At 43.0% G+C, this 26,394-nt stretch carries 23 protein-coding genes; 12 read left to right on the forward strand and 11 right to left on the reverse strand.

What is annotated here, in order from left to right; genetic code table 11:
• Positions 1-223: 223 nt before the first annotated feature.
• Both D469_RS0109830 and D469_RS0109835 read right to left on the reverse strand, forming a co-directional pair.
• The gene (locus D469_RS0109830) at positions 224-895 is read right to left on the reverse strand and encodes a GntR family transcriptional regulator (RefSeq protein WP_018923222.1); all 672 of its coding nucleotides are present in this window, start codon (positions 893-895) and stop codon (positions 224-226) included.
• The gene (locus D469_RS0109835; RefSeq protein ID WP_018923223.1) at positions 888-1,127 is read right to left on the reverse strand and encodes a YuzB family protein; all 240 of its coding nucleotides are present in this window, start codon (positions 1,125-1,127) and stop codon (positions 888-890) included. Before D469_RS0109835 ends, D469_RS0109830 begins: the two co-directional genes overlap by 8 nt.
• Positions 1,128-1,357: 230 nt before the next feature.
• Here D469_RS0109835 and D469_RS0109840 point away from each other — a divergent pair, with 230 nt between their 5' ends.
• Positions 1,358-2,233: a lipoate--protein ligase family protein gene (locus D469_RS0109840; protein WP_040606701.1), complete on the forward strand. Its 876-nt coding sequence runs from the start codon at positions 1,358-1,360 to the stop codon at positions 2,231-2,233.
• A 424-nt stretch (positions 2,234-2,657) separates the two neighbouring features.
• Here D469_RS0109840 and pta read toward each other — a convergent pair whose 3' ends face one another.
• A complete protein-coding gene (gene pta / locus D469_RS0109845; protein ID WP_026286196.1) occupies positions 2,658-3,644 on the reverse strand; it encodes a phosphate acetyltransferase in 987 nt (328 codons plus the stop codon).
• Positions 3,645-4,011: 367 nt separating this feature from the next.
• On the opposite strand from pta, the gene D469_RS0109850 reads away from it, so the two are divergent.
• The 8 genes from D469_RS0109850 (at position 4,012) to D469_RS0109895 (ending at position 13,271) form a co-directional block, all read left to right on the forward strand.
• Positions 4,012-4,623, forward strand: a complete 612-nt coding sequence (locus D469_RS0109850) for a TetR/AcrR family transcriptional regulator (RefSeq protein ID WP_018923226.1) — start codon at positions 4,012-4,014, stop codon at positions 4,621-4,623.
• Positions 4,624-4,676: 53 nt separating this feature from the next.
• Entirely contained in the window at positions 4,677-6,602 is a 1,926-nt protein-coding gene (locus tag D469_RS0109855; protein WP_018923227.1) for an oxidoreductase, read from the forward strand.
• Positions 6,603-6,627: 25 nt separating this feature from the next.
• Positions 6,628-7,374 carry an enoyl-CoA hydratase-related protein gene (locus D469_RS0109860; protein ID WP_018923228.1) on the forward strand — a complete coding sequence of 249 codons (747 nt, stop codon included), beginning with the start codon at positions 6,628-6,630 and terminating at the stop codon, positions 7,372-7,374.
• 146 nt (positions 7,375-7,520) lie between these two features.
• Positions 7,521-8,270 carry a hydrogen peroxide-dependent heme synthase gene (gene hemQ, locus D469_RS0109865; protein WP_018923229.1) on the forward strand — a complete coding sequence of 250 codons (750 nt, stop codon included), beginning with the start codon at positions 7,521-7,523 and terminating at the stop codon, positions 8,268-8,270.
• A 359-nt stretch (positions 8,271-8,629) separates the two neighbouring features.
• Positions 8,630-9,052, forward strand: coding sequence for a cell wall hydrolase (locus tag D469_RS0109870; protein WP_018923230.1), 423 nt, complete (start codon positions 8,630-8,632; stop codon positions 9,050-9,052).
• 32 nt (positions 9,053-9,084) lie between these two features.
• Positions 9,085-9,507, forward strand: coding sequence for a spore coat protein GerQ (gene gerQ, locus D469_RS20125; RefSeq protein WP_018923231.1), 423 nt, complete (start codon positions 9,085-9,087; stop codon positions 9,505-9,507).
• A gap of 508 nt (positions 9,508-10,015) precedes the next feature.
• Positions 10,016-12,172 carry an ATP-dependent Clp protease ATP-binding subunit gene (locus tag D469_RS0109890; protein ID WP_040606770.1) on the forward strand — a complete coding sequence of 719 codons (2,157 nt, stop codon included), beginning with the start codon at positions 10,016-10,018 and terminating at the stop codon, positions 12,170-12,172.
• A gap of 277 nt (positions 12,173-12,449) precedes the next feature.
• Positions 12,450-13,271 carry a DUF368 domain-containing protein gene (locus D469_RS0109895; protein ID WP_018923235.1) on the forward strand — a complete coding sequence of 274 codons (822 nt, stop codon included), beginning with the start codon at positions 12,450-12,452 and terminating at the stop codon, positions 13,269-13,271.
• Between the two features lie 96 nt (positions 13,272-13,367).
• On the opposite strand, the gene D469_RS0109900 is transcribed toward D469_RS0109895, so the two are convergent.
• The 4 genes from D469_RS0109900 to D469_RS0109915 form a co-directional block, all read right to left on the reverse strand.
• A complete protein-coding gene (locus D469_RS0109900; protein ID WP_018923236.1) occupies positions 13,368-14,459 on the reverse strand; it encodes a nitric oxide synthase oxygenase in 1,092 nt (363 codons plus the stop codon).
• Positions 14,460-14,497: 38 nt separating this feature from the next.
• Entirely contained in the window at positions 14,498-15,787 is a 1,290-nt protein-coding gene (locus tag D469_RS0109905) for a Zn-dependent hydrolase (protein ID WP_018923237.1), read from the reverse strand.
• An 86-nt stretch (positions 15,788-15,873) separates the two neighbouring features.
• Positions 15,874-16,245 (reverse strand): DUF423 domain-containing protein, encoded by a 372-nt coding sequence (locus D469_RS0109910; RefSeq protein WP_018923238.1) that lies wholly within the window; start codon positions 16,243-16,245, stop codon positions 15,874-15,876.
• Positions 16,246-16,343: 98 nt separating this feature from the next.
• Positions 16,344-16,628 (reverse strand): DUF5327 family protein, encoded by a 285-nt coding sequence (locus D469_RS0109915; RefSeq protein WP_018923239.1) that lies wholly within the window; start codon positions 16,626-16,628, stop codon positions 16,344-16,346.
• A 154-nt stretch (positions 16,629-16,782) separates the two neighbouring features.
• Here D469_RS0109915 and D469_RS0109920 point away from each other — a divergent pair, with 154 nt between their 5' ends.
• Positions 16,783-17,250, forward strand: coding sequence for a hypothetical protein (locus D469_RS0109920; protein ID WP_018923240.1), 468 nt, complete (start codon positions 16,783-16,785; stop codon positions 17,248-17,250).
• A gap of 89 nt (positions 17,251-17,339) precedes the next feature.
• On the forward strand, positions 17,340-18,107 hold the full coding sequence (locus tag D469_RS0109925) for an IclR family transcriptional regulator (RefSeq protein ID WP_018923241.1): 768 nt from the start codon (positions 17,340-17,342) through the stop codon (positions 18,105-18,107).
• A gap of 345 nt (positions 18,108-18,452) precedes the next feature.
• Here the strand turns inward: D469_RS0109925 and D469_RS0109930 are convergent, their stop codons facing one another.
• Positions 18,453-18,839, reverse strand: coding sequence for a DUF2512 family protein (locus D469_RS0109930; RefSeq protein ID WP_018923242.1), 387 nt, complete (start codon positions 18,837-18,839; stop codon positions 18,453-18,455).
• A 510-nt stretch (positions 18,840-19,349) separates the two neighbouring features.
• Complete coding sequence (locus D469_RS21160; protein WP_018923243.1) at positions 19,350-19,670, reverse strand: DUF1269 domain-containing protein; 321 nt, start codon at positions 19,668-19,670, stop codon at positions 19,350-19,352.
• A gap of 575 nt (positions 19,671-20,245) precedes the next feature.
• On the opposite strand from D469_RS21160, the gene D469_RS0109940 reads away from it, so the two are divergent.
• Positions 20,246-22,429, forward strand: a complete 2,184-nt coding sequence (locus tag D469_RS0109940; protein ID WP_018923244.1) for a malate synthase G — start codon at positions 20,246-20,248, stop codon at positions 22,427-22,429.
• Between the two features lie 82 nt (positions 22,430-22,511).
• Here D469_RS0109940 and D469_RS0109945 read toward each other — a convergent pair whose 3' ends face one another.
• A complete protein-coding gene (locus D469_RS0109945; protein WP_018923245.1) occupies positions 22,512-24,302 on the reverse strand; it encodes a M3 family oligoendopeptidase in 1,791 nt (596 codons plus the stop codon).
• A gap of 382 nt (positions 24,303-24,684) precedes the next feature.
• Complete coding sequence (locus D469_RS20135) at positions 24,685-26,244, reverse strand: BCCT family transporter (protein WP_018923246.1); 1,560 nt, start codon at positions 26,242-26,244, stop codon at positions 24,685-24,687.
• Positions 26,245-26,394 lie beyond the last annotated feature (150 nt).

A 26,394-nucleotide genomic window follows, 5' to 3' on the forward strand; every position in this document is an offset into this window, starting at 1 on the left:
TGGTGGGCCTTCAGCTCTTGCTTTTCCCGCAGGCGTCTCACCAGATCGCCAGTCAAAAATAATGGACGAAAAAAACCTTCAACATGCTGTTTTCATTCCACAAGCCATTAACGAAAGAAGGCGATTTTTTATGAGTAACCGAACGGTCACTTTCCAAAAGTATACCGTGAATCAAGCTTCTGCTTCTTACGATATGGCTTGGTTCACTTAAAGAAATTCACCCTTATGTGTTTTCTTGAGCACGTAACGTCTCTACTAAATGATCCGTATCACATTCAAGATGTTTGATCATTTCTTCGGCAGCATGTTGAGCTTCTCTCTTTTTCATATAATCAAAAATCACTTTATGTTGCTCAACTATAGCTATCGCTCGATGTTCCCCTTTAAAGTTTAAAATTCTAAAGTAATGCATTAACCCTTTAAGGTCATTCACTTGTTTTTGTAAACGGGCGTTTCCAGTAAATTTTATGATCAATTGATGAAAATGTTCATTTAAAGAGATGATTGTATCCTGGTCAGCCTGAGCTTGAATCGCTTCTTCAGTTTCCACCAATGTAGTTTCTATTTTCTTCAGTTCTTCATCTGTCGCAATGGTGGTCGTTTGCTTTACCGCAAACGATTCTAATGCACTCCGACAAAAATAAATCTCTTTCACATCTTTAATCGTAGGGGCGTAGACAACGACTTTTCCTTTTTCTACATAGACGAGACCTTCATTTTCTAAAATCCGTACTGCTTCTCGGATTGGGCTTTTACTTACGTGAAATTCTTTAGCCAACTGTGTTTCACTTATTTGTTGGCCTGGTTTATATATCCCTGTAAAAATCATTTGTTTAATCATTCGATAAAATTGCTCATAATAAGGTGCTTGTTTTTGAATCGAAAATTCACTCATGTCCGCTCACCTTTTTTAGACGCTTCTTCACTTTTTCCATCACTTGATCTTCATCTATGGCAGCGACCGGACGATCATTGACGATGACGAAGGTTTTCTTTCGGCCAGGCCCGCAATATGACTGGCATCCCATTTCAATTTCTGCTTCAGGGTCTAGGTTTATAAGCTTAGGCATTAACGTTTTCACATTCGTTGCCTGACAGTCATCACAGATCCGAAATTCATTGGCCATGCGCCATCGCTCCTTTCCCTACAACGTTTAGTTCTTAAGCAAGTGCTGATTGGCTCTTTTTGAGAAGCTGTGCCATCAGGTAGTCCACAAAAAAAGGAATTGAATTTCTTCCAATTAACCCTGAAGGCAAGGCTCAGTATATCACATTGTTCACCGGTTGCAATGGGTTTTCCACCTTCTTATTTGCTATAATGGAGGAGCAGTCAACTCTGCAACGATTTATTAGAAGAATGAGGCGGTCCGTTTTGAATAAACCAAACATATTGTTTCCAGAAAAATCTTGGCGCTATATTGATCATACATCTGTAACTTCAGTCCAAGACCCTCTCCAGTCCTTTGCCGTTGATGATGCTCTTTGCGAAAGCATTGGCCGCAGAGAGCATTTACCTGCAGTACGAGCCTGGGTTCATCCTAAAACAATTGTATTAGGAATCCAAGACAGCCGTCTTCCATCTATTGGCGAAGGTATCGACTTTTTGCAAAACGCCGGCTACCATGTTATCGTCCGAAATTCCGGCGGGCTGGCGGTAGTACTTGACGAAGGCATTTTGAATATTTCCCTCGTGATCCGAGAGGACAAATCATTTTCCATTGATGATGGGTATGAACGGATGGTGGCCCTTGCAAAGCGAATGTTCCATGACGCTCCTGCGCCAATCATAGCAGAAGAAGTAAAAGGTTCCTATTGTCCCGGCAGTTTTGATTTAAGTATTCATGGCCTTAAATTTGCCGGCCTCTCTCAACGGAGAAAACGAGGCGGGGTCGCTATTCAAATTTATTTAGCTATGACAAAGAGTGGTTCCGAACGTGCTGAGCTGTTACGGACCTTTTATGAACAAGCAGTGCAAAATCAGCCCACAAAGTATGACTGGCCTCGGATCCGACCCGAAACCATGGCTTCCCTCTCCGAATTATACGAGAAGGAAATAACGGTTGCAGATGGGCTAGAACGTCTGTTTACCGTAATGAAAACAGATGGTGCTTCCCTTTCAAATGCAGAACTAACGTCACACGAACAGAGCCAATTTGCGGCTGAATGGAAACAAGTACGCTCTCGTAACGATAAAGCCTTTACGGATGCTTCTAGAACATATTCCTTCAGCTAAATGTTGCTTCCCGCTATGGATTTCCCTCCGCCGGTCTGTGCCCGGGGGGTTATTTTTATGTTCCTTTAATGATAGGAAGCATGGCGGCTTTCTCGAGTTCTCAAGTAGAAGGCAAGCGTTGCCCGCGGCAAAAGAAGCCACAGCCAGATCAAACAAAATGAAGATGAAGCCGCTGTCGCGCTTGTGCCTACAGTAAAAGCGTCCCCCGGCCGTAGAGAAAAAGTGACCTCTCCCCTGTGAACAAGAGTTTCAGAAAACCTTCTTTCAATAAAGAAAACGGGGCAAAACCAAACCCGCGGCGTAGACTGAGCCTTAATTTCACGTATACCGTTTCCTTCAAATATATAGCTTACGGTATAAAAAAACTGATGATGCAAAAGTAAAAATCACCTTTGCATCATCAGCCCACCTAATAGATTCTATCTTACTTTGTTTGGTCTTCTACACTTTGCATAGCTGTAATTAAGCTAAGCTTATACACATCTTCTGTATTACAGCCGCGTGATAAATCATTTACCGGCTGATTTAAGCCCTGAAGAATTGGTCCAATCGCTTCGTAATTACCTAGACGTTGAGCAATTTTATACCCTAAATTTCCGGATTCAAGGCTAGGGAAAATGAAAACATTGGCTTCCCCTTGTAGCGGTGAATCAGGTGCTTTCTTTTCCGCAACCGTCGGGACAAAAGCTGCGTCAAACTGAAACTCTCCGTCAATGACTAAATCAGGCCGTTGTTCTTGAGCCATTGTTGTAGCTGTGGAAACCTTTTTGGTTTCTAGAGAAGCAGCAGAACCTTTTGTAGAGAAACTTAACATCGCCACTTTTGGATCAATGTCAAAGATTTTAGCTGTTTCCGCTGTGGAGATCGCAATTTCTGCAAGCTCTTCATCGGTTGGAGAAATGTTAATCGCACAATCCGCAAAAACAAATTTTTTGTCTTCTTTTACCATGATAAAGACGCCAGAGGTTTTAGAAATGCCTGGTTTTGTCTTAATAATTTGTAAAGCTGGGCGGACCGTATCCCCTGTCGAATGGGCGGCACCACTAACAAGTCCTCCTGCTCGGCCAGAATACACGAGCATCGTTCCGAAGTAATTTGGATCATTTAATTTTTCACGCGCACTCTCTTCGGTTTCTTTTCCTTTTCGCCGTTCAACAAATAATTGCACAAGCTCCCCCATGTGCTCATACGTATCAGGGTCAAAGATTTCACAATCGTGCAAGGAGAAGCCTAATTTAGCCGCTCGCTCTCTTATTTCTTTTTCATTTCCGATTAAAATCGGTTGAATCAGCTCTTCACGCGATAAGCGCGAAGCTGCTTTTACAATGCGGTCGTCGTCCCCTTCTGGTAAGACGACTTTCGGTTTCGTTGCTTTAACTTTGTCTTTTATAATAGCAAAGAGATCACTCACTGCCATTCATTCCTCCTATAAACTAAAAAAGCTGGAGCCAGCGAATTCGTTATTTGGTCCCCCCTAGAATACGCTTGTTTTTTTAAAAAATAAACAGCTCCGACTAAAATAATAATAATATAAATTTTCTAAAGTTTATCTTTGTTAAACCCTTGCCATAAAAGCGTTTTCAGCTACTTTTCATTTTCTTTTTCTTCAGCGTGAAGAGATGATGTCCCCTTTAGATTTAACGTATATCGTAAGTAATATTCCTTTTACATGCACTTACGTAAACATAAATGCATGATAGGTCAATACTTTTGAACTAAAATTTCATAAAATTCTGTGTTAAAATGAGTTTATATAGATTTAGTAAAGGAGGAGTTACATGACACCTAAGCTGGGAATGGGACCGATTCGTAGAAACCAAGTGATGCAAGCAGCCAAACACTGCATTCTAAAACAAGGCATTGCTCATTTTACGATTAAAGATGTCTCAAAACAGGCAAATATCAGCACTGGCGTTATCTATCACTACTTTACGAATAAACAACAATTGCTTGTGTATGTACTCAAAGAAGCATTTCAAGAATCTGAAGAATCCGTGAGAACAGCCGTTGCTTCTGAACAAGGTTATGAGGCCAAGTTTTCTGAGTACTTAAAAGCCGTGAGCCGAGTTCCAGAAGAGAACCCCGAATTTTATCTTGTGTTATTAAATTACATGGCTCAAGCTCCTTATAACGAAGATGTTAAGGAAATTATCAACCGTTTTCTCTCAAACCTTGAACAATTTATTGAAGAGATTTTAGCTGAAGGCATCTCTTCAGGCAAACTCAATCCCCAACGCGTCCCGGTGCTGGCACATTTAATACTAAGCCAAGCTATGGGGATAGCTTTTCAACAAGTGGTCGTGCCCCCAGCAAACCAAAGACAAATTCAAGAAGAATTTGTTAGAATGTTCCAAAAACAACTTGATAGTTCTAGTGGTTTTTCTTTATAATTTAATGTAAGCGTTTTTATAATGAACATTCAATTTAAAAAGGAGGTACATTTATGGTGTATTCCCACCTCTTTACTCCTCTGCGTTTAAGAGAGATGGAACTTAAAAACCGGGTTATGATGGGGTCGATGCACGTGGGCTTGGAAGGAGAAGAAAATGGGTTGGCTAAATTAACCGCCTTTTATACAGCCCGAGCACGACATGAAGTGGGACTTATTGTTACAGGGGGGGCTGCAGTATTACCTGAAGGAAGTGGCGGTGCTGATTTTATGTCGATTGCAAGTTCTGAAGATGTTGACTATTGGAAGCCCCTTACCGAAGCCGTTCATAACGCTGGCGGTAAAATTGCTCTGCAATTATTTCATGCCGGGCGTTACGCCTACAAAAATTTGACGGGGTTAGACCCTGTAGCCCCTTCCCCTCTTCAATCTCCTATTAACCCTGACCTCCCGCTCGAATTAGATGAAAAAGGAATCGAACGCACCATTCAGGCATTTGCTGATGGAGCTCGCCGTGCCAAGCAAGCTGGCTTTGATGCCGTTGAAATTATGGGATCAGAAGGCTATTTAATTAACCAATTTGTCTCCCCTGTTACAAACCAACGTTCTGATAAGTGGGGAGGGAGCCTGGAGAATCGTCTCCGTTTTCCTTTAGCAATTTCCCGCCGCGTCCGCTCGGCGGTTGGAGAAGCATACCCTGTCATCTTTCGTATGTCTGGTCTCGATTTAATAGAGGGCAGCACGACTGAAGAAGAAACGATTCAGTGGGCCAAACGTCTGCAAAGTGAAGGAATAGATATGCTCAATGTAGGGATTGGCTGGCATGAATCTAAAGTGCCTACCATTTCGATGAAAGTACCGCGCAATAATTTCATCCATGTAGCAGAAACATTAAAGCAACACGTTAGCATTCCAGTCATCGCTTCCAACCGCATCAATAACCCTGAAGATGCCGAAGCAATCATAAAAGATCAACAAGCAGATATGATTTCCATGGCTCGTCCATTTTTAGCAGACCCTGAACTTTTAATTAAAGCAAAAGAAAGACGCTTAGAAGAAATCAATACATGCATTGCTTGTAATCAGGCATGCCTGGACCATGTTTTTGAAGGGAAATCAGCTTCTTGCCTGGTTAATCCTGAAGCTGGAAGAGAATTGACCCTTACATTAGAAACTCCGGAAAAGCCTAAACGTCTACTTGTGATTGGAGCTGGGCCTGCTGGATTAGAAGCAGCCCGCGTAGCAGCCTTACGTGGACACGACGTAACAATTGCAGATACCAAAACAGAAATCGGCGGACAATTGAATTATTCGAAAATCGTTCCCGGTAAATCAGAATTTCACGAAACAATACGCTACTTTCATACCCAACTGAAAAAACTGGGGGTCAAGATGGCGCTTGGAGAAAAAATTCACCCAGAGCACGAGCTTGTCATAAATAGTGAAGAAGTCATTGTAGCAAATGGGATTGTACCACGAAAACCCGAAATTCCAGGGGTTGAACTTCCTCACGTCTACTCGTACCGAGATGTTTTTGAAGGGCGCTGTAAACCAGGAAACCAGATTGTAATTATCGGTGGTGGTGGGATTGCCTGTGATTTAGCTCTTTTTCTTAAGGGACAAAAAGACTATGACATTACCCTGCTGCAACGAAGTGAAAAGTTTGCCCGAGGCATTGGTAAAACAACCCGCTGGGCCACGTTGATGGAAGTGAAAAAGCAAAACGTACAAATGGTGGGTGGCATCTCTTATCAGGAAATTACAAACGAAGGCGTTGCATGTTTATCTGACGGAAAAGAAACCATTTTACCTGCTGATACAGTCATTTTAGCCAGTGGCCAGTTACCGAATCCTGAGCTTTATGAACGAATTAAAACAACTGGAAAACCAGCTCATGTAATTGGCGGAGCAAGCGATGCACTTGGATTGGATGCTAAAAAAGCAATCTTAGCGGGCACTACACTAGGCCGGGCCCTCTAAGACCATTTTAAAAGGAGCGATATGCATGAGCTTGAAACAAGAAACGGTATTATACGAAACAGACCAGCGTATAGCTTGGATTTCTTTACATCGACCGCATGTGAAAAATGCCCTCAATATAGAGATGCACGAAGAATTATATGCAGCCTTGGCTGAAGCCAAACAAGACCAGAATGTAAAAGGGATTATCCTTCAAGGGACGGGAGATGCCTTTTGTGCTGGCGCTGATTTAAAAAGTGTTCCTGTTGAGGAAAAAGAAAGCCTCGATTATGGCCATTATCTACGTGACACATATAACCGTCTGCTTTTACTGCTGGATGAAATTGAAAAGCCAATTGTAGCTTATTTAAATGGAACAGCTGTTGGCGCTGGTTTAAGTATCGCTCTTGCCTGTGACTTCCGCGTCGCACATTATGATGCAAAACTAGCCCTTAGTTTTATGAAAATAGGTCTTGTTCCAGACGCAGGAGCTTCTTATTTCCTGCCTCGAATTGTGGGACTGGGTAAAGCAATGGAGCTAGCTCTTGGAGACACAATTACGGCTGAGGAAGCCTACCGCATCAACTTAATTTCTAAGATTGGCTCACCCGAAGACGTCATCGCACCCCTTTTGTCCATGCCGTCTACAGCCTATGGTTTGATGAAACAAAACATGAAAGCAGGATTTGAAAAGGGATTAGCAGAAGTACTGGAAATGGAAGTAGCAGCCCAACGTAAAGCAGGTGCATCAACTGAGCACAAACAAGCCCTGCGCTATTTTTTAGGACAATAAGAAGAATATAATCTGATTAACGCTTGTTATGATAACAGCCTGATTAAACAGGAGGCTCCTTTATTTTTGATGGCATTCATCTTATGATATAGTAAATACGAATCCAGCAGGGACTATATTATTTTACATACAAGGAGTGAGTGGTTGTGGCAGAAGCTTCACAAACATTAGATGGTTGGTATTGCCTCCATGATTTTAGATCCATTGACTGGACGGCTTGGAGAGAAGTGCCGAGTGAAGAACAGCAAAGTATACTTGCAGAATTCCAGACACTGATTGATAGCTGGAAACGAAATGAAGAACAAGAAAAAGGAAGTTACGCGCTCTATTCGATCGTAGGTCAAAAAGCAGACTTGATGTTTATGGTGCTGCGCCCAACAATGGAAGAAATCCAAGAAATCGAGCTTGCCTTTAACAAATCCCGGCTTGCTGATTATACGTTTCCCTCCTATTCCTACGTTTCTGTAGTTGAACTGGGGAACTACACGCCGCCTAAGGATGGCACGGATCCATCGGACAACCCAGAAATCCGCAACCGAATTTATCCGATTTTACCGAAATGGAACCATGTGTGCTTCTACCCGATGAATAAAAAACGGGAAGGCGCGGACAACTGGTATTCCCTTCCGATGAAAGACCGTAAAGAGCTGATGCGTGCTCATGGCATGACTGGTCGCCAATATGCAGGTAAAGTAAAACAAATTATCTGTGGTTCTACCGGCTTTGACGATTGGGAGTGGGGCGTTACCTTATTTGCACACAATGTCCTGCAGTTCAAAAAACTCGTATATGAAATGCGCTTTGATGAAGTATCTGCTCGCTACGGCGAATTTGGAGAATTCTTCGTTGGAAATATTTTGTCTCCAGAAAAGCTGGAAAACTACTTCTACATTTAAACCTAGCGAAGCTAACTTGATATTAATCTAATTACCGAACCGTTGACTATTCATGAAAAAGGGAAACCTTTTGAATGGCGACGGTTCGGTTTTTTTAGTTGAGATTTCAAACCGGCCACCAATACCTAATAGAACGACAAGCGGTTATCTGCGCCTTTGACGGCCTTTTTCGCGGATATGCCCCTCAGCCTCTCCGCTCTGCTGTAAGGTCTTTGAGCCACAGACTTCCACAGGAGTCCCCGCTTGCACTACGTTTTCGTTTCAACACCAAGCACAAACAGAGCCTGAAAGTAAAAAAGGACATATTTATCTTCGATAGACATACAAGTAGAGTAGCGCTTAAAAAGAGGGTGATATGAGTGGCGGTTATAAAGGCAACCAGTGAAGACAAAAAACTGATGGCACGATTAATGCGTGCTGAAGCTGAAGGCGAAGGGAAACAAGGGATGCTGATCGCGGGAAACGTGATGGTAAACCGAGTGCGCTTCCATTGTTCTGATTTTGAGGACGTACGAACAGTCGATGATATGGTATTTCAGTCCCCTGGTGGATTTGAAGCCGTGCAAGAAAGTTATTTTTATCAGCGCGCCCGCGACCAAGAAGTACGCCTTGCAGAGAGACTGATAAGAGGCGAACGTTTTAACCCCGCTGAGCGCTCTTTATGGTTTTTCCGTCCTGGAGAAGAATGTCCCCCGGATTGGTTTGGCCAGCCTCTGTCGGGCGGTTTTAAAGCGCACTGTTTTTATAACCCAACCCCAGAAGAATGTCCGGAGATGTTTTAAAAACTTAAGACTATATTAAAGGAGGAACTTACATGTATTACCCACAATGGTACTATCCTATGCCAAGACAAGAATGGAACGGTTATCCAAACAACTTTAACAACAATATGATGCCTTACCCAGGTCCCAATAATAATAACAACAATAATAATGAAATGTGGGATTGGGAAGAAGGCATGCTTCCAATCGAAGAGTCCTATATTGAAAACATCTTGCGGCTAAATCGCGGCAAGCCTGCTACGATATATATGACCTTCGAAAACAATCCTGAGTGGACCGCACAAACCTTCCGAGGCATTATTGAAGAAGCGGGGCGGGACCATATTGTAATCAGCGATCCTGACTCAGGCCGGTGGTATTTACTGCTTATGGTCTATCTGGACTACATCGTCTTTGATGAAGAAATTGAATATGACTACCCTTTCAATGATGTCGACCCAGCTGAAGTTTTATAATGTAATGTAAATGTGTCTCATTTCTAGCCAGCCTTTTCTTAAAGGAAAATAATATGAATTTGTTATGCTCGGAGAACGCTCTGTTTCTTCGAGTTTTTTTATGGAAAACACCCTATCCTATTCTATTTAACTATGCTAGTAACGTGACAAAAGCTTACCTGACATGCAATATTAACCCTTGGCATCTATGTTTGGAATGAGTTTGAGGAATACCTCGTTTTTCTTTTCCTTTCCTGCCCGTTCAATTTCTCTCTTTCGTAATCTAGCAGTTCCTCCATATAAAGAAAACTTGGCAAAGCCAAGCCTACGGAGCAGGATGAGCCTTAGTTGCACGTATCTCGTTTCCTCCACCGATTTAAACATTCTTACGGTGTAAAAAATTTTGCAAACCCCTTGAAAGTCAAAAAAGGTCAGACTATAATAGAGTTACGAAAGGTTAAAGATAGTCAAAGTCAACAAATGATTAATTCATACAACACTTCGAAAAATAAAGGAGGATGCACGTATGATGCATTGTGAAAAATGTCAGCAACAGCAAGCAAGAATTGAATTGCACGTTAACGTAAATGGTCAAAAACAACGCTTGCGTCTTTGCAAACAATGTTATCAAGATATTCAAACTGGTATGCAGCAACCTGCTTACAGTTCCCCATTTGGAAGTCATCCTTTTGCAAATATGTTTGGCGGGAGCGAGGCTGAAACTCACGCTGGCGCCGCCAACGGAATGGAAGCAGCTGAACAAAGCGGCCTTCTAGAAGAACTAGGCAAAAACCTCTCAGATGCTGCTTCAGCTGGAGGAATTGACCCTGTTATCGGCCGCGATCAAGAAGTAGAACGCGTCATCGAAACGTTGAACCGCCGCAACAAAAACAATCCCGTCTTAATTGGCGAACCAGGGGTTGGTAAAACAGCCATTGCTGAAGGACTAGCCCTGCGCATTGAAGAAGGACAAGTTCCTCATAAATTAAAAAACAAAAAGATCTATCTGTTGGATATTGCTTCTCTGGTTGCAAACACAGGGGTGCGGGGCCAATTCGAAGAACGAATGAAGCAATTGTTGCAAGAACTTCAAGAAAGAAAAGATGTCATCGTCTTTATTGATGAAGTTCATCAAATTGTAAACGCTGGAGCTACCGAAGGTTCAAGCGGTGCAGGAGATTTGTTAAAGCCCGCATTGGCGCGCGGTGAAATTCAAGTAATTGGGGCCACTACCCTTGCTGAATACCGCAAAATTGAAAAGGACGCTGCGCTTGAACGCCGTCTTCAGCCTATTATGGTAGATGAGCCTGCTACAAATGACGCGATTTCAATCTTAAAAGGGCTACAACCTAACTATGAAGCGTATCATAACGTTGCATTTACCGATGAAGCGATCGAAGCGTGTGTGACGCTTTCCAACCGCTATCTTCAAGACCGGTTCTTGCCGGATAAAGCTATTGATTTAATGGACGAAGCTGGTTCGAAGCTTAATTTGACGCACACGGAAAGTGATGAAGATAACATCAAGAGCCGTCTTGAGCAAATTGCAGCCGAAAAAGACCGGGCTACCCAACAAGAGGACTATGAACGGGCAGCCACACTGCGGGATGAAGAACAAAAACTTCAACAGCAGCTTGAAGCTGACGAGCAAATTGGCAACAACAACGCTGAAAAACCTGCTGTACATGTTGAATTGATTCAGCAGATTATTGAAGCTAAAACTGGTATCCCAGTCCGCCGCCTGCAAGAAGATGAACAGAAAAAAATGAAGGACTTGCCGGAGCGCTTAAACGCCAAAGTAATCGGTCAAAGCGACGCAGTAGAAAAAGTAGCACGGTCTATTCGTCGTAACCGGGCTGGACTTCGCCGTGGTAACCGCCCAATTGGCTCTTTCTTGTTTGCAGGACCAACAGGCATAGGTAAAACGGAACTTACCAAGTCTCTTGCCCACGAACTGTTTGGTGATAAAGAAGCGATGATTCGCTTTGACATGAGTGAATATATGGAAAAACATTCTGTTTCTAAACTTATTGGTTCTCCCCCAGGGTATGTCGGACACGAAGAAGCTGGACAGTTAACAGAGCGTGTACGCCGCAAACCATACAGCATTGTCCTGCTTGATGAAATTGAAAAAGCTCATCCGGACGTTCAGCATATGTTCCTGCAAATTATGGAAGACGGCCGCCTTACCGACAGCCAAGGCCGTACCGTCAGCTTCAAAGATACAGTGATCATTATGACTACAAACGCTGGCTCCGGTATGAAGAAAGTTTCTGTCGGCTTTGGACCTGATAAAGAAGAAGAAGCTCACGTATTAGAAAGCCTGCGCGATTATTTTAAGCCAGAATTCTTAAACCGATTTGATGCTCATATTTCATTTAATGAATTAAGCCAAGACAACCTTATTCAGATTGTGGACTTGATGCTTGCTGAAATTATTGAAGCAGCAGCCGAGCAAGACATTGCGCTTACTATTGATGAAGCAGCCAAAAAACGCTTGGCAGAGCTCGGCTATGACCCTGCATTTGGTGCTCGTCCACTGCGTCGAGTGATTGAAGAACACGTAGAAGATGGAATCGCAGATGCTATGCTAGAAGAAGATAAGGTTCAAGCCCTTCACGTGACCGTTAATGAGAATGAAACAATTATAATAAACACAGTAGATGCTTCTACTTCTGTTAATTAAATGACTGTTCCCCTGCTTAGCCTTAGCATAAGAGCCGAACCCTTCGTGGATTCGGCTCTTTTTAAGCAGTCTACATAGTAACATGACGCCGACCAGTAATTTTCAAAAAAACGATGAACTTCCTTTATTCCCCACTCATAGACTGGTATTTTTTACGTATGCATGATATAAAGGACAAGGCTCTAGATAGTTACAAGAACTTTTCTGTCTACCTAACCGCTTAACTAGATATACTTATTTATTTCACACTCTCACTTTTCTAAAAAGGAGTATACTAATGATTGAATGGAAAAATATAGTCCGCGGCCTGGCTATGGGTGTCAGCGACTTAATCCCCGGTGTTAGTGGCGGTACTACTGCTGTCGTACTCGGCATTTATGACCGCTTAATTCTCTCTATTAATCAATTATTCAGCCGAAACTTTAAAAGCGCCCTATTCTTCCTTGTTCCTTTAGGGTTAGGTATTGTCAGTGCACTTTTTATCTTTAGTAATGTTATTTCTTTTTTACTTGAAAGCTATCCAATCCCGACATACTTTTTCTTTTTTGGGCTAATTTTAGGAGTTATCCCCTTTCTCATACAAAAAGTCGATGCCAAACGAACGTTTCACGTGAAACATTTCATTCTTTTAATTATTGCCGCACTCGTGGTAGCTCTAAATTTCAGTATTGACCTAGACGAGTCATCTACAGTCATGCAGAACTTAGACATGGCCGATTATATGCTGCTTTTTGGGGCTGGTTGGATTGCTAGTTCTGCCATGCTTCTTCCAGGAGTAAGCGGCTCATTGTTTTTTACGATCTTGGGTGTGTATGGAACATTGGTACACGCTTTATCAACTATTAATATTCCAGTCATTGCAGTCGTTGCAGTAGGGATTCTAGTTGGAATCCTTGTGATGAGTAAAATCATTCGTTACGTGTTACGTCGGTATCCTATTGCCACTTACGCTGGTATTATCGGCCTCATGCTCGGTTCTAGCTTTGTGATTTTGCCTGGCATCCCACCTACTCCTGGTCTCTTCATGAGCAGCATTGTCACCTTCGTGGCCGGGTTGGCTTTAGCTTTTGGATTAGGACGTGTGGAACACGACCATTAAACGTATAACCCCCGACCTTCCTTATATAGGAGGGTCGGGGGTTATTTTTTAAAGGCTGTTGTTTAAATATGGAAAGGCGAAGCCCGTTTCATTTTTCTATTCATAGGGGCGTTCTTGATAGTAATAGTTTGGGGTTTTCCAAGTGTTATCGTAAGAAGAATGAAATATGCGAGTTGCTGCTGGAGAAGCGGGAGGGATAAGCCATGTCCAATCTCCTGTTACGTCTCTGCCTGCCTGTTTTTCTTGTTTTTCGAACTTTGTAAATTGTTTAGCGGCTGTGTGATGGTCGACGATGCTTACGCCTTCTCTGTGAAAAGAATATAGAACAGCACGGTTTAACTCCACCCCTGCCTGATCGCGCCATAGGTCGGCCTCGTGTTTCGAAGGGATGCCCATGGCTTCTGCAACGTTTGGAAGCATGTTATAGCGTGCTTCATCAGCCAGATTTCGTGCGCCAATTTCTGTCCCCATGTACCAGCCGTTGAAGGGCGCAGCTGGATACGTAAGGCCACCAATTTCCAGTTTCATATCAGCTACAATCGGCACGGCATACCATTTGAGACCCAGGCTAGCTAAAGCCTCATTCTCGGGATGCTCGATCGCTATTTCTTTCACACTTGCCTCTGGAACTTCGTAATAGGTAAGGCCTTCTTCCTTTGTTTCAATGACTAACGGAAGGACATCAAATGAAGTACCCGCTCCTTCCCATCCTGCTTTTTCACAGACTTTAGTAAAAGCAAGCGAATCTGGATCGCCGATATAACCTCCGTCCTTTTGCGCATACCCAGCGTAGCGAATGAGCTGATAGTTCCAAATACGAACCGGTGTCTCCTTCTCTCTTTGGGCGGGAAAGATAGAAATCATCGGTTGAATGCGGCCTTCATTCGTAGCTAGGTCGATATGTTCTATTAACGAAGAGGCAACATCTTTAGAAGTAAAAAGATGGCGTTGATCTCGTACAACCAACGTGTCCCAAAACAGGCGCCCTATACAACGATTGCTGTTGCGCCAGGCGAGTTTTGCCCCATATTCAAGCTCTGCAAACGTATGCTCATACGTTCCTGTCAACTGGATGGATTTCTCCACCTCTTTTTTTCTATTGTCTCGAGCAATGGCACTGTATTGTTTTTCCTCATAAAATTGATTAAGGAATTGGGCAGCTTCATAGCGCAACGTTTCGCCGGACATTACCTTTCTCTCCTTTTTATAGGCAGCCGTTTTAATCTCTATTGAGTAGCAAGTGCAAATAATGCTTCTTTTAAAGCAATAACCCCATCAGTTGCATCACTTAATGTAGTAAACTCTTCTGGGGAATGGCTTTTTCCAGCAATGCTCGGGACAAAAATCATGCCAGCAGGAACGTATTTGCCAAGCGTCATCGCATCATGTGCTGCCCCGCTTGCAATCGGCTGCCATTTAAGTCCTTGCTTCTCGGCTCCATTTTGAATCATTGCTTGAATAGTTGCCGGGACCTGCACCGGGTCCACCATTAACTGGGTTTCCCATTTCAATTCAAGCTTGCGCTCCGTTGCAATTTGTTCAGCTCTTGCTTTTGCCTGGGCAACGATTTGCTCTCGTGCTTCTTTATCTACGTCTCTAATATCTATTACAGCGTTCACTTCGCCTGCGATGACATTTGCTCCATTTGGAATAACGTCTAACTTCCCAATTGTGGCTACTCCTTCTTCACTAACATGTGGTGGCATGCTTTCAAGTGCAACAAGAAGCTCGCCCATCGCAGCGAGAGCATCTTTTCGAGTTTTCATGGGTGTATTCCCAGCATGGTCCGTTTCCCCGATAAATGTACAACTATGCCAGGAAGGACCAGCGATTCCATGCACTACCCCGACGGTCGCTCCAGTTTCTTCAAGCTGCGTCCCTTGTTCAATATGTACTTCAAGAAAGGAATGGATCGCAGATGGAGCTACAATGCTTTCTGATAAACGATCCAGGGAAAGGCCGCGCTGAGCCATGGCCTCTTCCATACCTATATTCTCTTCATCTACGCTGTTGGCCACTTCTTCTGCAGTTACTTCGCCCATCATGGCCCGGCTTCCAAATAAGCCGTTGCCAAATCTTGAGCCTTCTTCATCTACAAAGACGACAAGCTCGACCGGACGTTTAAGTTTATCCTTCTCATTGGCTAAAGCTTGCACAGCAAGCAATGAACTCACACATCCGAGCGCCCCGTCAAAAGCCCCCCCGTCTGGAACTGTATCCAAATGAGAACCTGTCATCACTACAGGAGCATCTAAGTCCCCTGCTTCTAAGCGAGCTCTAATATTGCCGGCGCTATCTTCTGTAACCTGAAGTCCTGTTTCTAGTAACCAGCGTTTAAATATCGCTTTAACTTCTGCTTCTTCTAAACTATAAACATACCGAGAAATTCCACCATTTTCTGTTCTTCCTACTTCCGCTAAAATTGAAAGGTATTCAGCTAGTTTTTCTGGATCAATTTCCGTATCTTGTCTAGCCTGCTCTACTGTTTCTAACAAACGTTCTCTTGAAAATACCACCTATTCCTCACCCCTATTCAAGAATATCAACCGCTGCCTTACGCTTTTTTCTGTTTCGAATTTCTTTTCTGTACTCGAAAGCCGATTTAAGCCTTTATTACTGCAAAAACTAAAAGAAGCCATCCAGCGATAAAAGCAAGCCCGCCGATCGGCGTAATTGCTCCTAACCAAGTTTGGCCGGTAAGAGCCATCGTGTACAAACTTCCCGAAAAGAATAGAATGCCAACAAACATCACCCAGCCTGCCCACGTTAATAAACCCGATGAGCCAGCAAATGCTGCAACCAGGCCAATCAAGATGATGCCAAGTGCATGGAACATGTGATATTGGACACCAGTTTGATAATTTTCAAGCATCCGATCACTTATTCTCCCTTCCAAGCCATGGGCCCCAAAAGCTCCAATCGCTACAACAATTCCGGCGTTGATAGCCCCAAGAATAATAAGAACCTTCCACATCGTACATCTTCCTTTCTCTGAGGGATAAACTCTACCTTCCATTTTTTAATTAAACGATTTGCCTCTTTAGCCCCTGATCCTCTACCTATGCGCTTCTTTTAAAAATCAAGCAAGTTTCCATCATTCGATGGTTTGCTTGAATGACCAGGACTAGCTGAAACTTGCGAAGTTGAAACTGTAGAAACAGGCGTATGAGCAACTGGCTGCTTGTCTACATAGGCCTCTTCCTTCTTGATTTCATTAGTTTGGAAAAGTTCGCAATAAGCAGCTAACGCCGTCGTGTGCCGTTGAATGCCAGTTTCGTCGTTCACACTAATCGCTTGTTTTAAATGATTCAGTTCTGCCTGCATTTTTTCTGCTACCGTATTTGCAGATATATTCAACACTATCCTATCCTTTCTTGTGACAAGTCATTGCCATGATTTTAACATAGAGAGAGTGGTCATCGTTTGAACAACAGCCGACAATTCCCCCACTATTCATGTTTCCAGTGCTCATGCTACAATTTCTAAGATATTAGTAAAGGAGGTACATTGTATGAAAGTATGGCTAGCAGGCCTTGTTCTAGGCACCTTTGTCGTAAGCGGCTGTGCCGACAATGAGGAAACACAAGAACCACCAGTACCGTCAGAAGGTTATTCCTTGTTACAAATTCAAGGTGCAGATGAAGACGGGCATGTCGGTACTGATGAGTTCTGGCACACTGAGGATGAAGAAACAATTGCAGAGATACAGGACACACTACGCTCTGTCCCTGTAGTAGAAGCAGATACAGAAGACCTCGAACCGTATACTGATCAATTAGGCACCCAAGGGCATTATTATCTCGTATTTGCCGATGACCTTGCCCAAGAAACAGCTTATTATACTACCATGCATGAAGATGGCACATTTTTGTTTGCTGACCCCGAAATAGATGACGGAGAACGCTTTATTTATATGTCTCAGCCTGAACATGCAGATACCTATGAACAAATTATCGAAGACCTAGAGCTCTCGTTTTAATAAACCCCTTTATCATATGTAGGCGGCCTCCGTGCTATAATGAGGTATGGATACACGAAATAACGTGTGAGCTAAAGGAGGTTAGCCACTTGGTACAGTCGGTGGACCGAGCATTAACAATCGTTAAACTCGTTAGTCAAAAGAAAGACGGATACGGCGTGACCGAATTAGCAGAAATGCTTGATTTAAATAAAAGTTCTATTTTTCGAATTGTTGCTACTCTTATCGAGCATGGCTTCATTGAACAAGACCTTGAAACCAAAAAATATCGCCTCGGCTATCAATACTTGGAACTCAGCTCAAAGCTTCTTGATTCAATTGATATTCGTAAAGAAGCAACTCCATTTTTAAAAGAACTTGAAGAGCTGTCTAATGAGGTGGTCCATCTTGTTATTTATTCACAAAAACAAGCGATTTATATTGAAAAGTTAGAAGGAAATGAAACGCTTCGGATGCATTCGCGGGTTGGAGAACGAGCGCCTCTTCATTGTACAAGCGCTGGAAAAACTATATTAGCATTTTTGCCTGAGGAGGAAGCCCGCACTCTTATTAAGCAACAGCCCCTTCCTGCACATACGGCGCACACCATTACTGAACCAACTGCCCTGTTTGAAAACATCAAACAGATTAAGCACCAGGGCTATGGAGTAGAAAAAGAAGAAAATGAGGCCGGCATTAATTGTATTGCCACCCCACTTTTCAATTATAATGGGAATATTGCTGGTGCTATTAGTATTTCCGGACCATCCATCCGCATGAATGATGAACGGCTGCAGCACTTAAAAGAGCCGTTATTGCAAGTAGGCAAACAAGTCTCTAGACGATTAGGGTATTCGGCCGAAAGTCTTTCCCACTAAATCAGCTGTCAGCGGGGAAAACGGCTGCCTAGATGGGGAACTCTTTTTCTTGCACCTACTGTAGAACTTCCGTAAACAAATCAGATCACCTGAATCATAGGGAATTCAAAAGTAATGCTCAACCTTGGGCATTATTTTATCTAATGGAGGCCCAATTATAGCAATGACCCCAACCTCCGGCCTCGTCCAGCTTCCCTTCAGAACAGATTAGGCACTAAAAAAGGGCAACCACTACTACACGTATACCATGTAATAGTGACTGCCCCTACTTTAGAAGTCCCCTCTTTAGGTCACTTCTTCATTTATCTTCTGTCCAGACAATGGACGTATTCGTTTCAGTTTCATTTATGCTGGGCTTAATTTTCTGCGATTTCTTCTGCGGTCATCTCGTAGTACATTTCTCATTAAATAAATGTGGTACGGATATTCGATTAGCCCGAGCACAATAGCTGATACTACTGAACCGAGAACAAGCTCCATACTGTTTGTTCCAAGCCATGCACCGAGAACCCAGATCACTAGGAAAGAGGCTACTACATCCCCCAGCGATGCTGTCATATTTTGTAGGCGCGGCATTACATACACATCACCTATATAAGCTAGCGCTGTTAAAACCGCACCGACCAAGACCGCACTCTCAAAGCCGAGTACGTTAAAAATAGGATCCATCACAATCCATATCACAGCTGTAATCGCTACAAACTTTATGATGGCGGCCAAAAAGTGATTCATGTTACCTCTCCTTTCACTCATTCTTTGTCTTCCGCTAGATGCCTTCTCTTCAAAGGGTCAGTCTTCCATAGGCTTCTCTGCACAGATGTCTTTTTACACCATGGCACGGACTAACAAAATTCTACTGAGAAAGGAGTTGATTGCCATTACACTCGGCATAAAATCAAGCAATGAGTAAAGATTCTTTATCCTCTCCTTTTGCAATTCTTTTAAAACTATTCCATTTCCTCTTCTTTTTCAAACGTATTTCCCTATTTTGATACTAAAACGAGTAAGGAGACACTGCCGCGGCTCACTGTAAGATCATCATCCTGTTTCCTGGTGGCAGCCCCGCATATTTCGATTTTGTCGATGAGGGACTTACGAGTACTCTAAAAGCAGCCAACAACTAAAGAAGCTACCTTGCCTTTTCCTGCAAGATAGCTTAGCTACTGCTTCATCTTTCCTTTAATATAGGCGTGGATCAGCTAATCTGTTAGACTGTTTCTAGCTCTTTAGACCTCATTTTTATCAATTACCTCTGTCTCTCATTGCATACGTAGGATACATACTCGTATTTTCAGTGTTGTACGAGGAAAACGTATTGTAAACGCTTTCTTTCTGGTTTTCATCTGCTTCTACTAAAATAACGATATTTCCCTCTTGTAAATATTTTTCATATTCTTTTGCTTCATCTTTTGGTACGCCTGCGCCAGTCAGGGCACCGCCAAGGCCACCGCCGCCTGCACCAATAGCTCCGCCTTCAATTGCAGCGGCAAGTGGGCCTGCAGCTGCGATAGGTCCAATACCAGGAATATCTAGTATACCTAAGCCTACTGCACCTCCGAGCAATGCACCGCTGCCTGCACCAATGCCGATCCCTTTTCCTACTGCTTTCCCACGCTCGTTGTCAGCTTTATCATCTACTTATTCAGACACATTAACATTTGTTTTCTCTTCTAAGGCTTCGCTGTCCTCATCGTTTTTTTCAAAAATTGAAATGTCCTCTGTGGCATATCCATTCTTCTGTAAGGACTAGATAGCATTGGCTGCATCTTCTTCATTTTGAAATACACCACCAATAATCTTTTTCTCCATAGTATACGCCTCCTTTTTTCATGGAATTTCTTTTCTTATTATAATTGACCGGACAATTTTCCTAGATTTTCTTTCACCTATCATATTGCAGAACCTATTTCTAACATCCTTTTTGGTTCTGGCTACAGTCTGATTTATCCTTAAGGCCTTGTTCTTAATCATAAAAACCGGGGTGGCTGTAATTACGCACGTACGAACCGGAAAAAATGTTTTCCGAAGCTATATCTAAAATAAACTTGTCAGAACAATTGAAAAAATGGATCAACCATAGTAAAATAAAACAAACAAGAAACTGCGTTTCATAATAAGCAACGACGAGGAGGGCCTTTATGAAAAAGTATGTAGAAGCAAGCGGACTAAAAATTGATAATGAGCTGTATAGTTTTGTTAACAACGAAGTTATTCCAGGCACAACTGTAGAGGCGAACGCATTTTGGCAGGGGTTTGCAGACATTGTTGCAGAATTAAAACCAAAAAATGAAGCGTTATTACACACCCGCAAAACTTTGCAGCAACAAATAGATCAGTGGCATACGACAAATAAAGATGCTTTTTCAACCGATGACTACAACCATTTTTTGCAACAGATCAACTACATCGAACCAGAGGTGCCAGACTTTGAGGTCACGACTGAAAATGTTGATAAAGAAATAGCTCAACAGCCTGGCCCGCAGTTAGTAGTTCCGTTAAGCAATGCCCGTTATGTATTGAACGCTGCCAATGCGAGGTGGGGAAGTCTTTATGACGCTCTTTACGGTACCGATGTCATTAGTGAAGACGGAGGTGCAGCAGTTACTTCCGCTTATAACCCGGAACGGGGCAAGAAAGTCATTTCTTATGCTAAACAATTTTTAGATGAGATTCTTCCTCTCGCCGATGGTTCTCATCAGGAGGCCGTTCGTTATGCCATAAAAGAGCAAGCTCTTCAAATCACTCTTGAAGATAAAAAAGTTACTGAGCTTAAAGATCCTGCTGCTTTTATCGGCTATAGCGGAGAAGAAAGCGAGCCCGCTTCCATTCTTTTTCAAAATCATCAACTACACATTGAACTTCAAATCGATGAAGAGCACCCCATTGGAAAAACAGATAGCGCACGGGTGAAAGATGTCCTCATTGAATCAGCAATTACAACCATTATGGATTGCGAAGATTCTGTGGCTGCAGTGGATGCCGAAGATAAAGTAGAGGTTTACCGAAACTGGCTCGGTCTAATGAAAGGTAACCTAACCACCAGCTTTCAAAAAGGAGAAAAAAGCGTTACACGCGAGTTAAATCCAGACCGTACGTACACCTCACCTGCAGGAACATCGTTCTCACTGCCGGGGCGGTCACATATGCTGATTCGAAATGTTGGTCACTTAATGACGACACCGGCTGTGTTAGATGCCAACAGTGAAGAAGTTCCAGAAGGGATAGTGGACGCGGCTGTTACGAGCTTAATTGCAAGCCATGATCTCTTAAGAAATGGACGCTACACAAATTCGCAGGAAGGTTCTGTTTATATTGTAAAACCGAAAATGCACGGTTCAGAGGAAGTTGCTTTCTCCAACCAGCTCTTCAGTCGGGTAGAAGACTTATTACAGCTTGAACGCAATACGTTAAAAATTGGCGTGATGGATGAAGAACGCCGCACTTCCTTAAACTTAAAAGCTTGCATTCAAGAAGTTAAAGAGCGAATCATTTTCATAAATACCGGCTTTTTGGATCGTACAGGAGATGAAATCCATACATCAATGAAGATAGGGCCAATGATCCGAAAAGGAGAAATGAAGACATCTACTTGGTTGGATGCATATGAAAAAGCAAATGTAACCAAAGGGTTGGCAAGCGGCTTACAAGGCCACGCACAAATTGGCAAAGGAATGTGGCCCATGCCCGATCGGATGAAAGCGATGCTTGAACAAAAAATGGGTCAATTGTATGCTGGAGCGAATACAGCCTGGGTGCCTTCCCCCACAGCTGCAACCCTTCATGCCCTTCATTATCATCAGATTGATGTCGTGGAAGTACAGAATAACTTAATGAAGCAGTCAGAAGACTTAGAGAATAACATGCTTCATATTCCAGCAGCTCAGCAGCCAGACTGGAGCGAAGAAGAAATCCAACTTGAACTGGATAATAATGCACAAGGAATCCTTGGTTACGTCGTAAGGTGGGTTGATATGGGCATTGGCTGTTCCAAAGTACCTGATATTAATGACACCGGCCTTATGGAGGACCGGGCGACACTACGTATTTCCAGCCAGCATATAGCCAATTGGTTAAAGCACGACATTTGTACAGAAGAACAAGTACTAGCGACCATGAAACGAATGGCCAAAGTTGTTGACCAACAAAATGAAGGAGCAGTTGGCTACGAACCGATGTCCTCCAATTATGAGGAGTCTATTGCCTTTCAAGCAGCCTGTGATTTAGTATTTGAAGGTACAGCACAGCCAAACGGATATACAGAACCGATCTTGCACAAGCGCCGAATGGAAAAGAAGAATAAAGCTTCAGTCCAGCAACCCTAATTCATCTATACTCGGCTCGCCATATATAATAAAAAAGTGGCTCTCGGATTCTCCTTCCGAGAGCCACTTTTTTGGCATTAATTTATTTGCTTAACTCCATAAACTTTTCCACGTCTTGTAATAACGGCTCGGTTGCGCGCTGCCAAAATGCTTTTTGGGTAATATCTTCACCGAGATGTTTTTCGGCCAGGTCTTCTACCGTCATAGAAGCTGTATCACGCAGAAGGGCAATATAACGTTCTTCAAAAGCTGTACCTTCTTGCTTTGCCCGTTCATAAACGGCCATACTAAACAAATAACCGAACGTGTATGGAAAATTATAAAAAGGAACAGGTGTCATATGAAAGTGCAGCTTCGATGCCCAAAAGCGTGGGTTGTAAGAAGCTAGCTTATTGCAATAGGCTTCTTTTTGCGCTTCTACCATCCACTCATTTAAGGTGGATGCATTAGCCCAGCCTTCCTTTCGTTTTTCATAAAATCGTTTTTCAAAAATAAAGCGGGCATGCAGATTCATGAAAAAGGCCAGACCTCGGCTAATTTTTGTATCCAACAACGCTATTTTTTCCTCGGCTGTTTCCGCTTCTGCTACTGCTGCATCGGCTACGATCTGTTCTGCAAAGGTAGAAGCCGTTTCAGCCACATTCATTGCGTAGCGTGTAGCCGCATAAGGGAGTCCTTTCATCGCGTGCTGATGGTAGGCATGACCCAGTTCATGAGCAAGTGTTTGCACATTGCTCGGTGTCCCGCTATACGTCATAAAAATCCGCGTTTCATCACTTATTGGAAAGGTAGTACAAAACCCTCCAGGACGTTTACCGTTTCGATTCTCTGCTTCAATCCACCGATTCTCAAAAGCCTTGGCAGCAAAATCAGCAAGTTTTGGACTTACTTCTCGGAATTGGCTGACGATTTGGTCTGCCGCTTTTTCAAATGGAACCGTAGTATCATGCTTGGCAAGCGGAGCAGAAACATCGTGCCATTCTAATGCTTCCAGCCCCATCATTTCAGCTTTTTTGTCCATAAAAGGAAGAAGTGTAGATTTTGCATCTTCTACTGCCTCCCACATAGCTTCTAAGGTCTCTTTTTGCATTCGGTTGATCATGAGTGGTTCTTTTAATACATCATTCCAGCCTCTTTTTTTATACCAATTTAGACGAAATCCGGAAAGATGATTAAGTGTCTCAGCAAAGAGGTCTTCATGCTTCTTCCAAGCTTTATCCATCGCTTCGGAGGCAGCAATTCTTACAGAGCGATCATGACTTCCTGCTTTATTTTGAGCTTGGCCCACTGATAAATACTCTGTCTGCCCGCCTTCGGTTACTGGAATCTGTATTTGGCTTACTAAGGCATTGTACATATCACTCCAGCCATGATAACCATCTTGAGCCAAACTCTCTGCTAACTGTTCTTTATCAGGTTCCATCCGTTCAATTGCTCGTTGACGCCGTTCTTCTAACGGAAACGTAAGACCCTGTAAGCGCTCATCTTTAAGCAACGCTTGCCACAGGTCATCAGGTAACTTTTCAAATACTGCGTCAAGTTCACTCGCAATGGCTCCTATCTCAGTACTTACGGCTTTTAAACGTGCTTGCCACGTTTTAGCATCTGTATCCGTTATGTCATCACTTAACAGGGCATTCACAAATGCTCTTGCTTCCGCTAACTGAGCGGTAATGTGCTGAAGCTGCAGGTAATTCTTGACCCAGGCATCAAGTTCTTTACCATCAGCAGGGAACCTCTCTTCTTCTATGTTCACATTTAATGCTTTTATTTCATTTTCTAGCTGTTCTACAAATGTTTGTAGTTCCTTTGAGCTGCTCCCACCTGAAAAAATAGAATCCAAGTCCCAACGCATCGAAACAGACGTGGCCATAGTGAGCCTCCTCTTTTTTATTTCGCTTCCCTAACTATTTAAATGTACCATGAATACATGGAAGCGAAAAGGAAAATTGCAAAATTTTAAGAGAACTGTTTCAGCTAGCGTGGAAGTTTAATTCAAAACCTAGCGTAGCAAGTATTAGCGGTAGCAAAGAAAACACGGCAACCTCGAACAAAGCAAAGGTAAAGCCAATGTCGCGCTTGGGCCTGTGGTGAAGGCGTCCGACTAGAGCGAATGCATGAAGGAGACTTGGCCAAGCAAAGCCTACGGCGTAGGCTGAACTTCCGTTAGATGTATACCGTTTCCTTCATCTATTTATACATTCTTACGGTATAAAAAAAGCCGCCAGGTAGCACCAACCTGACGGCTTTCTTTTTTAATCCAAGTCTTCTCGGTAAATATAATATTTTTGGCCAAAGGAATTCGGCATATCTTCTTTGACAGCTTTTGTAAATGAATAAGCAAGCATCGCCATAATAAATATGAGCGGAAAACCGCCGACAATACTGGCGGTTTGCAAAGTTTCAAGCCCGCCAAGGAACATAAGCACTGCCGATGGTGTAGCGAGTACCACTGCCCAGAATAACCGGTTCCAACGTTCAGGTTCATCGTCAATATACTTTTGGCAAACCGAAGCCAAAATGTAAGAACCTGAATCAAAGGTAGTAGCCAAAAAGATAACTGCAAGCAGCACAAAAATGAGAACAAACAACCCACTCAGTGGTACTTGGGCAACCGTACCAATAATGGCAGCTTCTGGACTTACATTATTCATCGTATCAACCACTGAATATTGCCCGCTAAGCTCGAGGTATAAACCAAAATTCCCGAGTATGCCAAAATACAGTAAACAACCAGTGGTTCCATAGATTAGCGTCCCCAAAACCATTTCTCGGATGGAACGGCCTCTTGAGATACGAGCTACGAACAAACCGACAAACGGAGCGTAAACAAGCCACCAAGCCCAATAAAAGATTGTCCAATCTTGTGGAAAGCCTGTCTGCTCAAATGGCCCCATATTCCGAAATGGCTCTGACCACATACCCATTCGGAAGAAATTATCAGCCAACATACCAATGCTGTTCATCATCGTATTACTTAAGAATACGGTTGGACCAACAATAAAGATAAATCCAAGCAGTACAACTGAGAGCCAAAAGTTCACATTACTTAAGACACGAATGCCACGACGCAGTCCCGTATATGCACTAACTCCAAAAATGGCAGTCGCTATCACTAGAATAACTGCATAAACACCCATTCCAGCTTCAATCCCAGTAAAGTGAGTGAATCCTGCACCGATTAATGGTGTTGCCAGGGCCATTGTCGTTCCTGCCCCACCGAGCAGCCCAAACATAAATAATACGTCTACGACCGTTCCTAACCAGCCGTCGGTATGATGTTTTAAGATTGGCCGGCAAGCCTCGCTCACCTTCAAAACAGGTCGTTTGCGAACATAAAAGAAATAAGCAATTGGAATAGCTGGCAAGCAGTAAATGGCCCAAGCAATTGGCCCCCAATGAAAGAGACCATAAGTGGTTGCCCACTCTATCGCTTCTGTAGAACCGGGCTCAGCTCCAAACGGTGGGTCCTGATAGTAAAAGGCCCACTCTATCGTTCCCCAATACATAATACTTGAGCCAATACCAGCAGCGAATAACATCGCGGCCCAAGTAATCGTATTAAATTCAGCTTTTGACTCCCTACTACCTAGTACGATACGCCCGTACCTACTAAAGGCAATGTAAAGTAAAAAGATGAATAACACCATGCCTACTAATAAATAAAGAACACCAAAGTTTCCACTAACCATTTCATTGGCTCCCGTTACCACCGCTTGACCCCAATCTGGAAACAAAACGAGCGGTAAAGCAACGGCAATCAACAAGACCAAAGCTCCATAAAAAGTTGGCCAATCCATAATTGAACGATTCATTGTTATCTCCTTTCTTAGCACCCTTTATCATGGCCTTCAAAATAAAGGATACATACATGCCCTGAGGATAAATGACTTATTCCTGCAGTGGACATAAAAACTATACCATCCAGACGGTTTATGAACAAATTGGTTCTTAACTGGTTGTTT

This window comes from Salsuginibacillus kocurii DSM 18087 (genome assembly GCF_000377705.1).
In the GTDB taxonomy this organism is placed as follows: Bacteria; Bacillota; Bacilli; order Bacillales; family Marinococcaceae; genus Salsuginibacillus; species Salsuginibacillus kocurii.

Coding starts and splice junctions, on each gene's coding strand:
- D469_RS0109895 (WP_018923235.1), top strand. CDS start 12,450: ATGATTGAATGGAAAAATATAGTCCGCGGCCTGGCTATGGGTGTCAGC.
- D469_RS0109840 (WP_040606701.1), top strand. CDS start 1,358: ATGAGGCGGTCCGTTTTGAATAAACCAAACATATTGTTTCCAGAAAAA.
- D469_RS0109855 (WP_018923227.1), top strand. CDS start 4,677: ATGGTGTATTCCCACCTCTTTACTCCTCTGCGTTTAAGAGAGATGGAA.
- D469_RS0109945 (WP_018923245.1), bottom strand. CDS start 24,302: ATGGCCACGTCTGTTTCGATGCGTTGGGACTTGGATTCTATTTTTTCA.
- D469_RS0109890 (WP_040606770.1), top strand. CDS start 10,016: ATGCATTGTGAAAAATGTCAGCAACAGCAAGCAAGAATTGAATTGCAC.
- D469_RS0109900 (WP_018923236.1), bottom strand. CDS start 14,459: ATGTCCGGCGAAACGTTGCGCTATGAAGCTGCCCAATTCCTTAATCAA.
- D469_RS0109910 (WP_018923238.1), bottom strand. CDS start 16,245: ATGTGGAAGGTTCTTATTATTCTTGGGGCTATCAACGCCGGAATTGTT.
- D469_RS0109940 (WP_018923244.1), top strand. CDS start 20,246: ATGAAAAAGTATGTAGAAGCAAGCGGACTAAAAATTGATAATGAGCTG.
- gerQ (WP_018923231.1), top strand. CDS start 9,085: ATGTATTACCCACAATGGTACTATCCTATGCCAAGACAAGAATGGAAC.
- D469_RS0109850 (WP_018923226.1), top strand. CDS start 4,012: ATGACACCTAAGCTGGGAATGGGACCGATTCGTAGAAACCAAGTGATG.
- D469_RS0109835 (WP_018923223.1), bottom strand. CDS start 1,127: ATGGCCAATGAATTTCGGATCTGTGATGACTGTCAGGCAACGAATGTG.
- D469_RS0109930 (WP_018923242.1), bottom strand. CDS start 18,839: ATGAATCACTTTTTGGCCGCCATCATAAAGTTTGTAGCGATTACAGCT.
- D469_RS0109830 (WP_018923222.1), bottom strand. CDS start 895: ATGAGTGAATTTTCGATTCAAAAACAAGCACCTTATTATGAGCAATTT.
- D469_RS0109920 (WP_018923240.1), top strand. CDS start 16,783: ATGAAAGTATGGCTAGCAGGCCTTGTTCTAGGCACCTTTGTCGTAAGC.
- D469_RS0109860 (WP_018923228.1), top strand. CDS start 6,628: ATGAGCTTGAAACAAGAAACGGTATTATACGAAACAGACCAGCGTATA.
- D469_RS20135 (WP_018923246.1), bottom strand. CDS start 26,244: ATGAATCGTTCAATTATGGATTGGCCAACTTTTTATGGAGCTTTGGTC.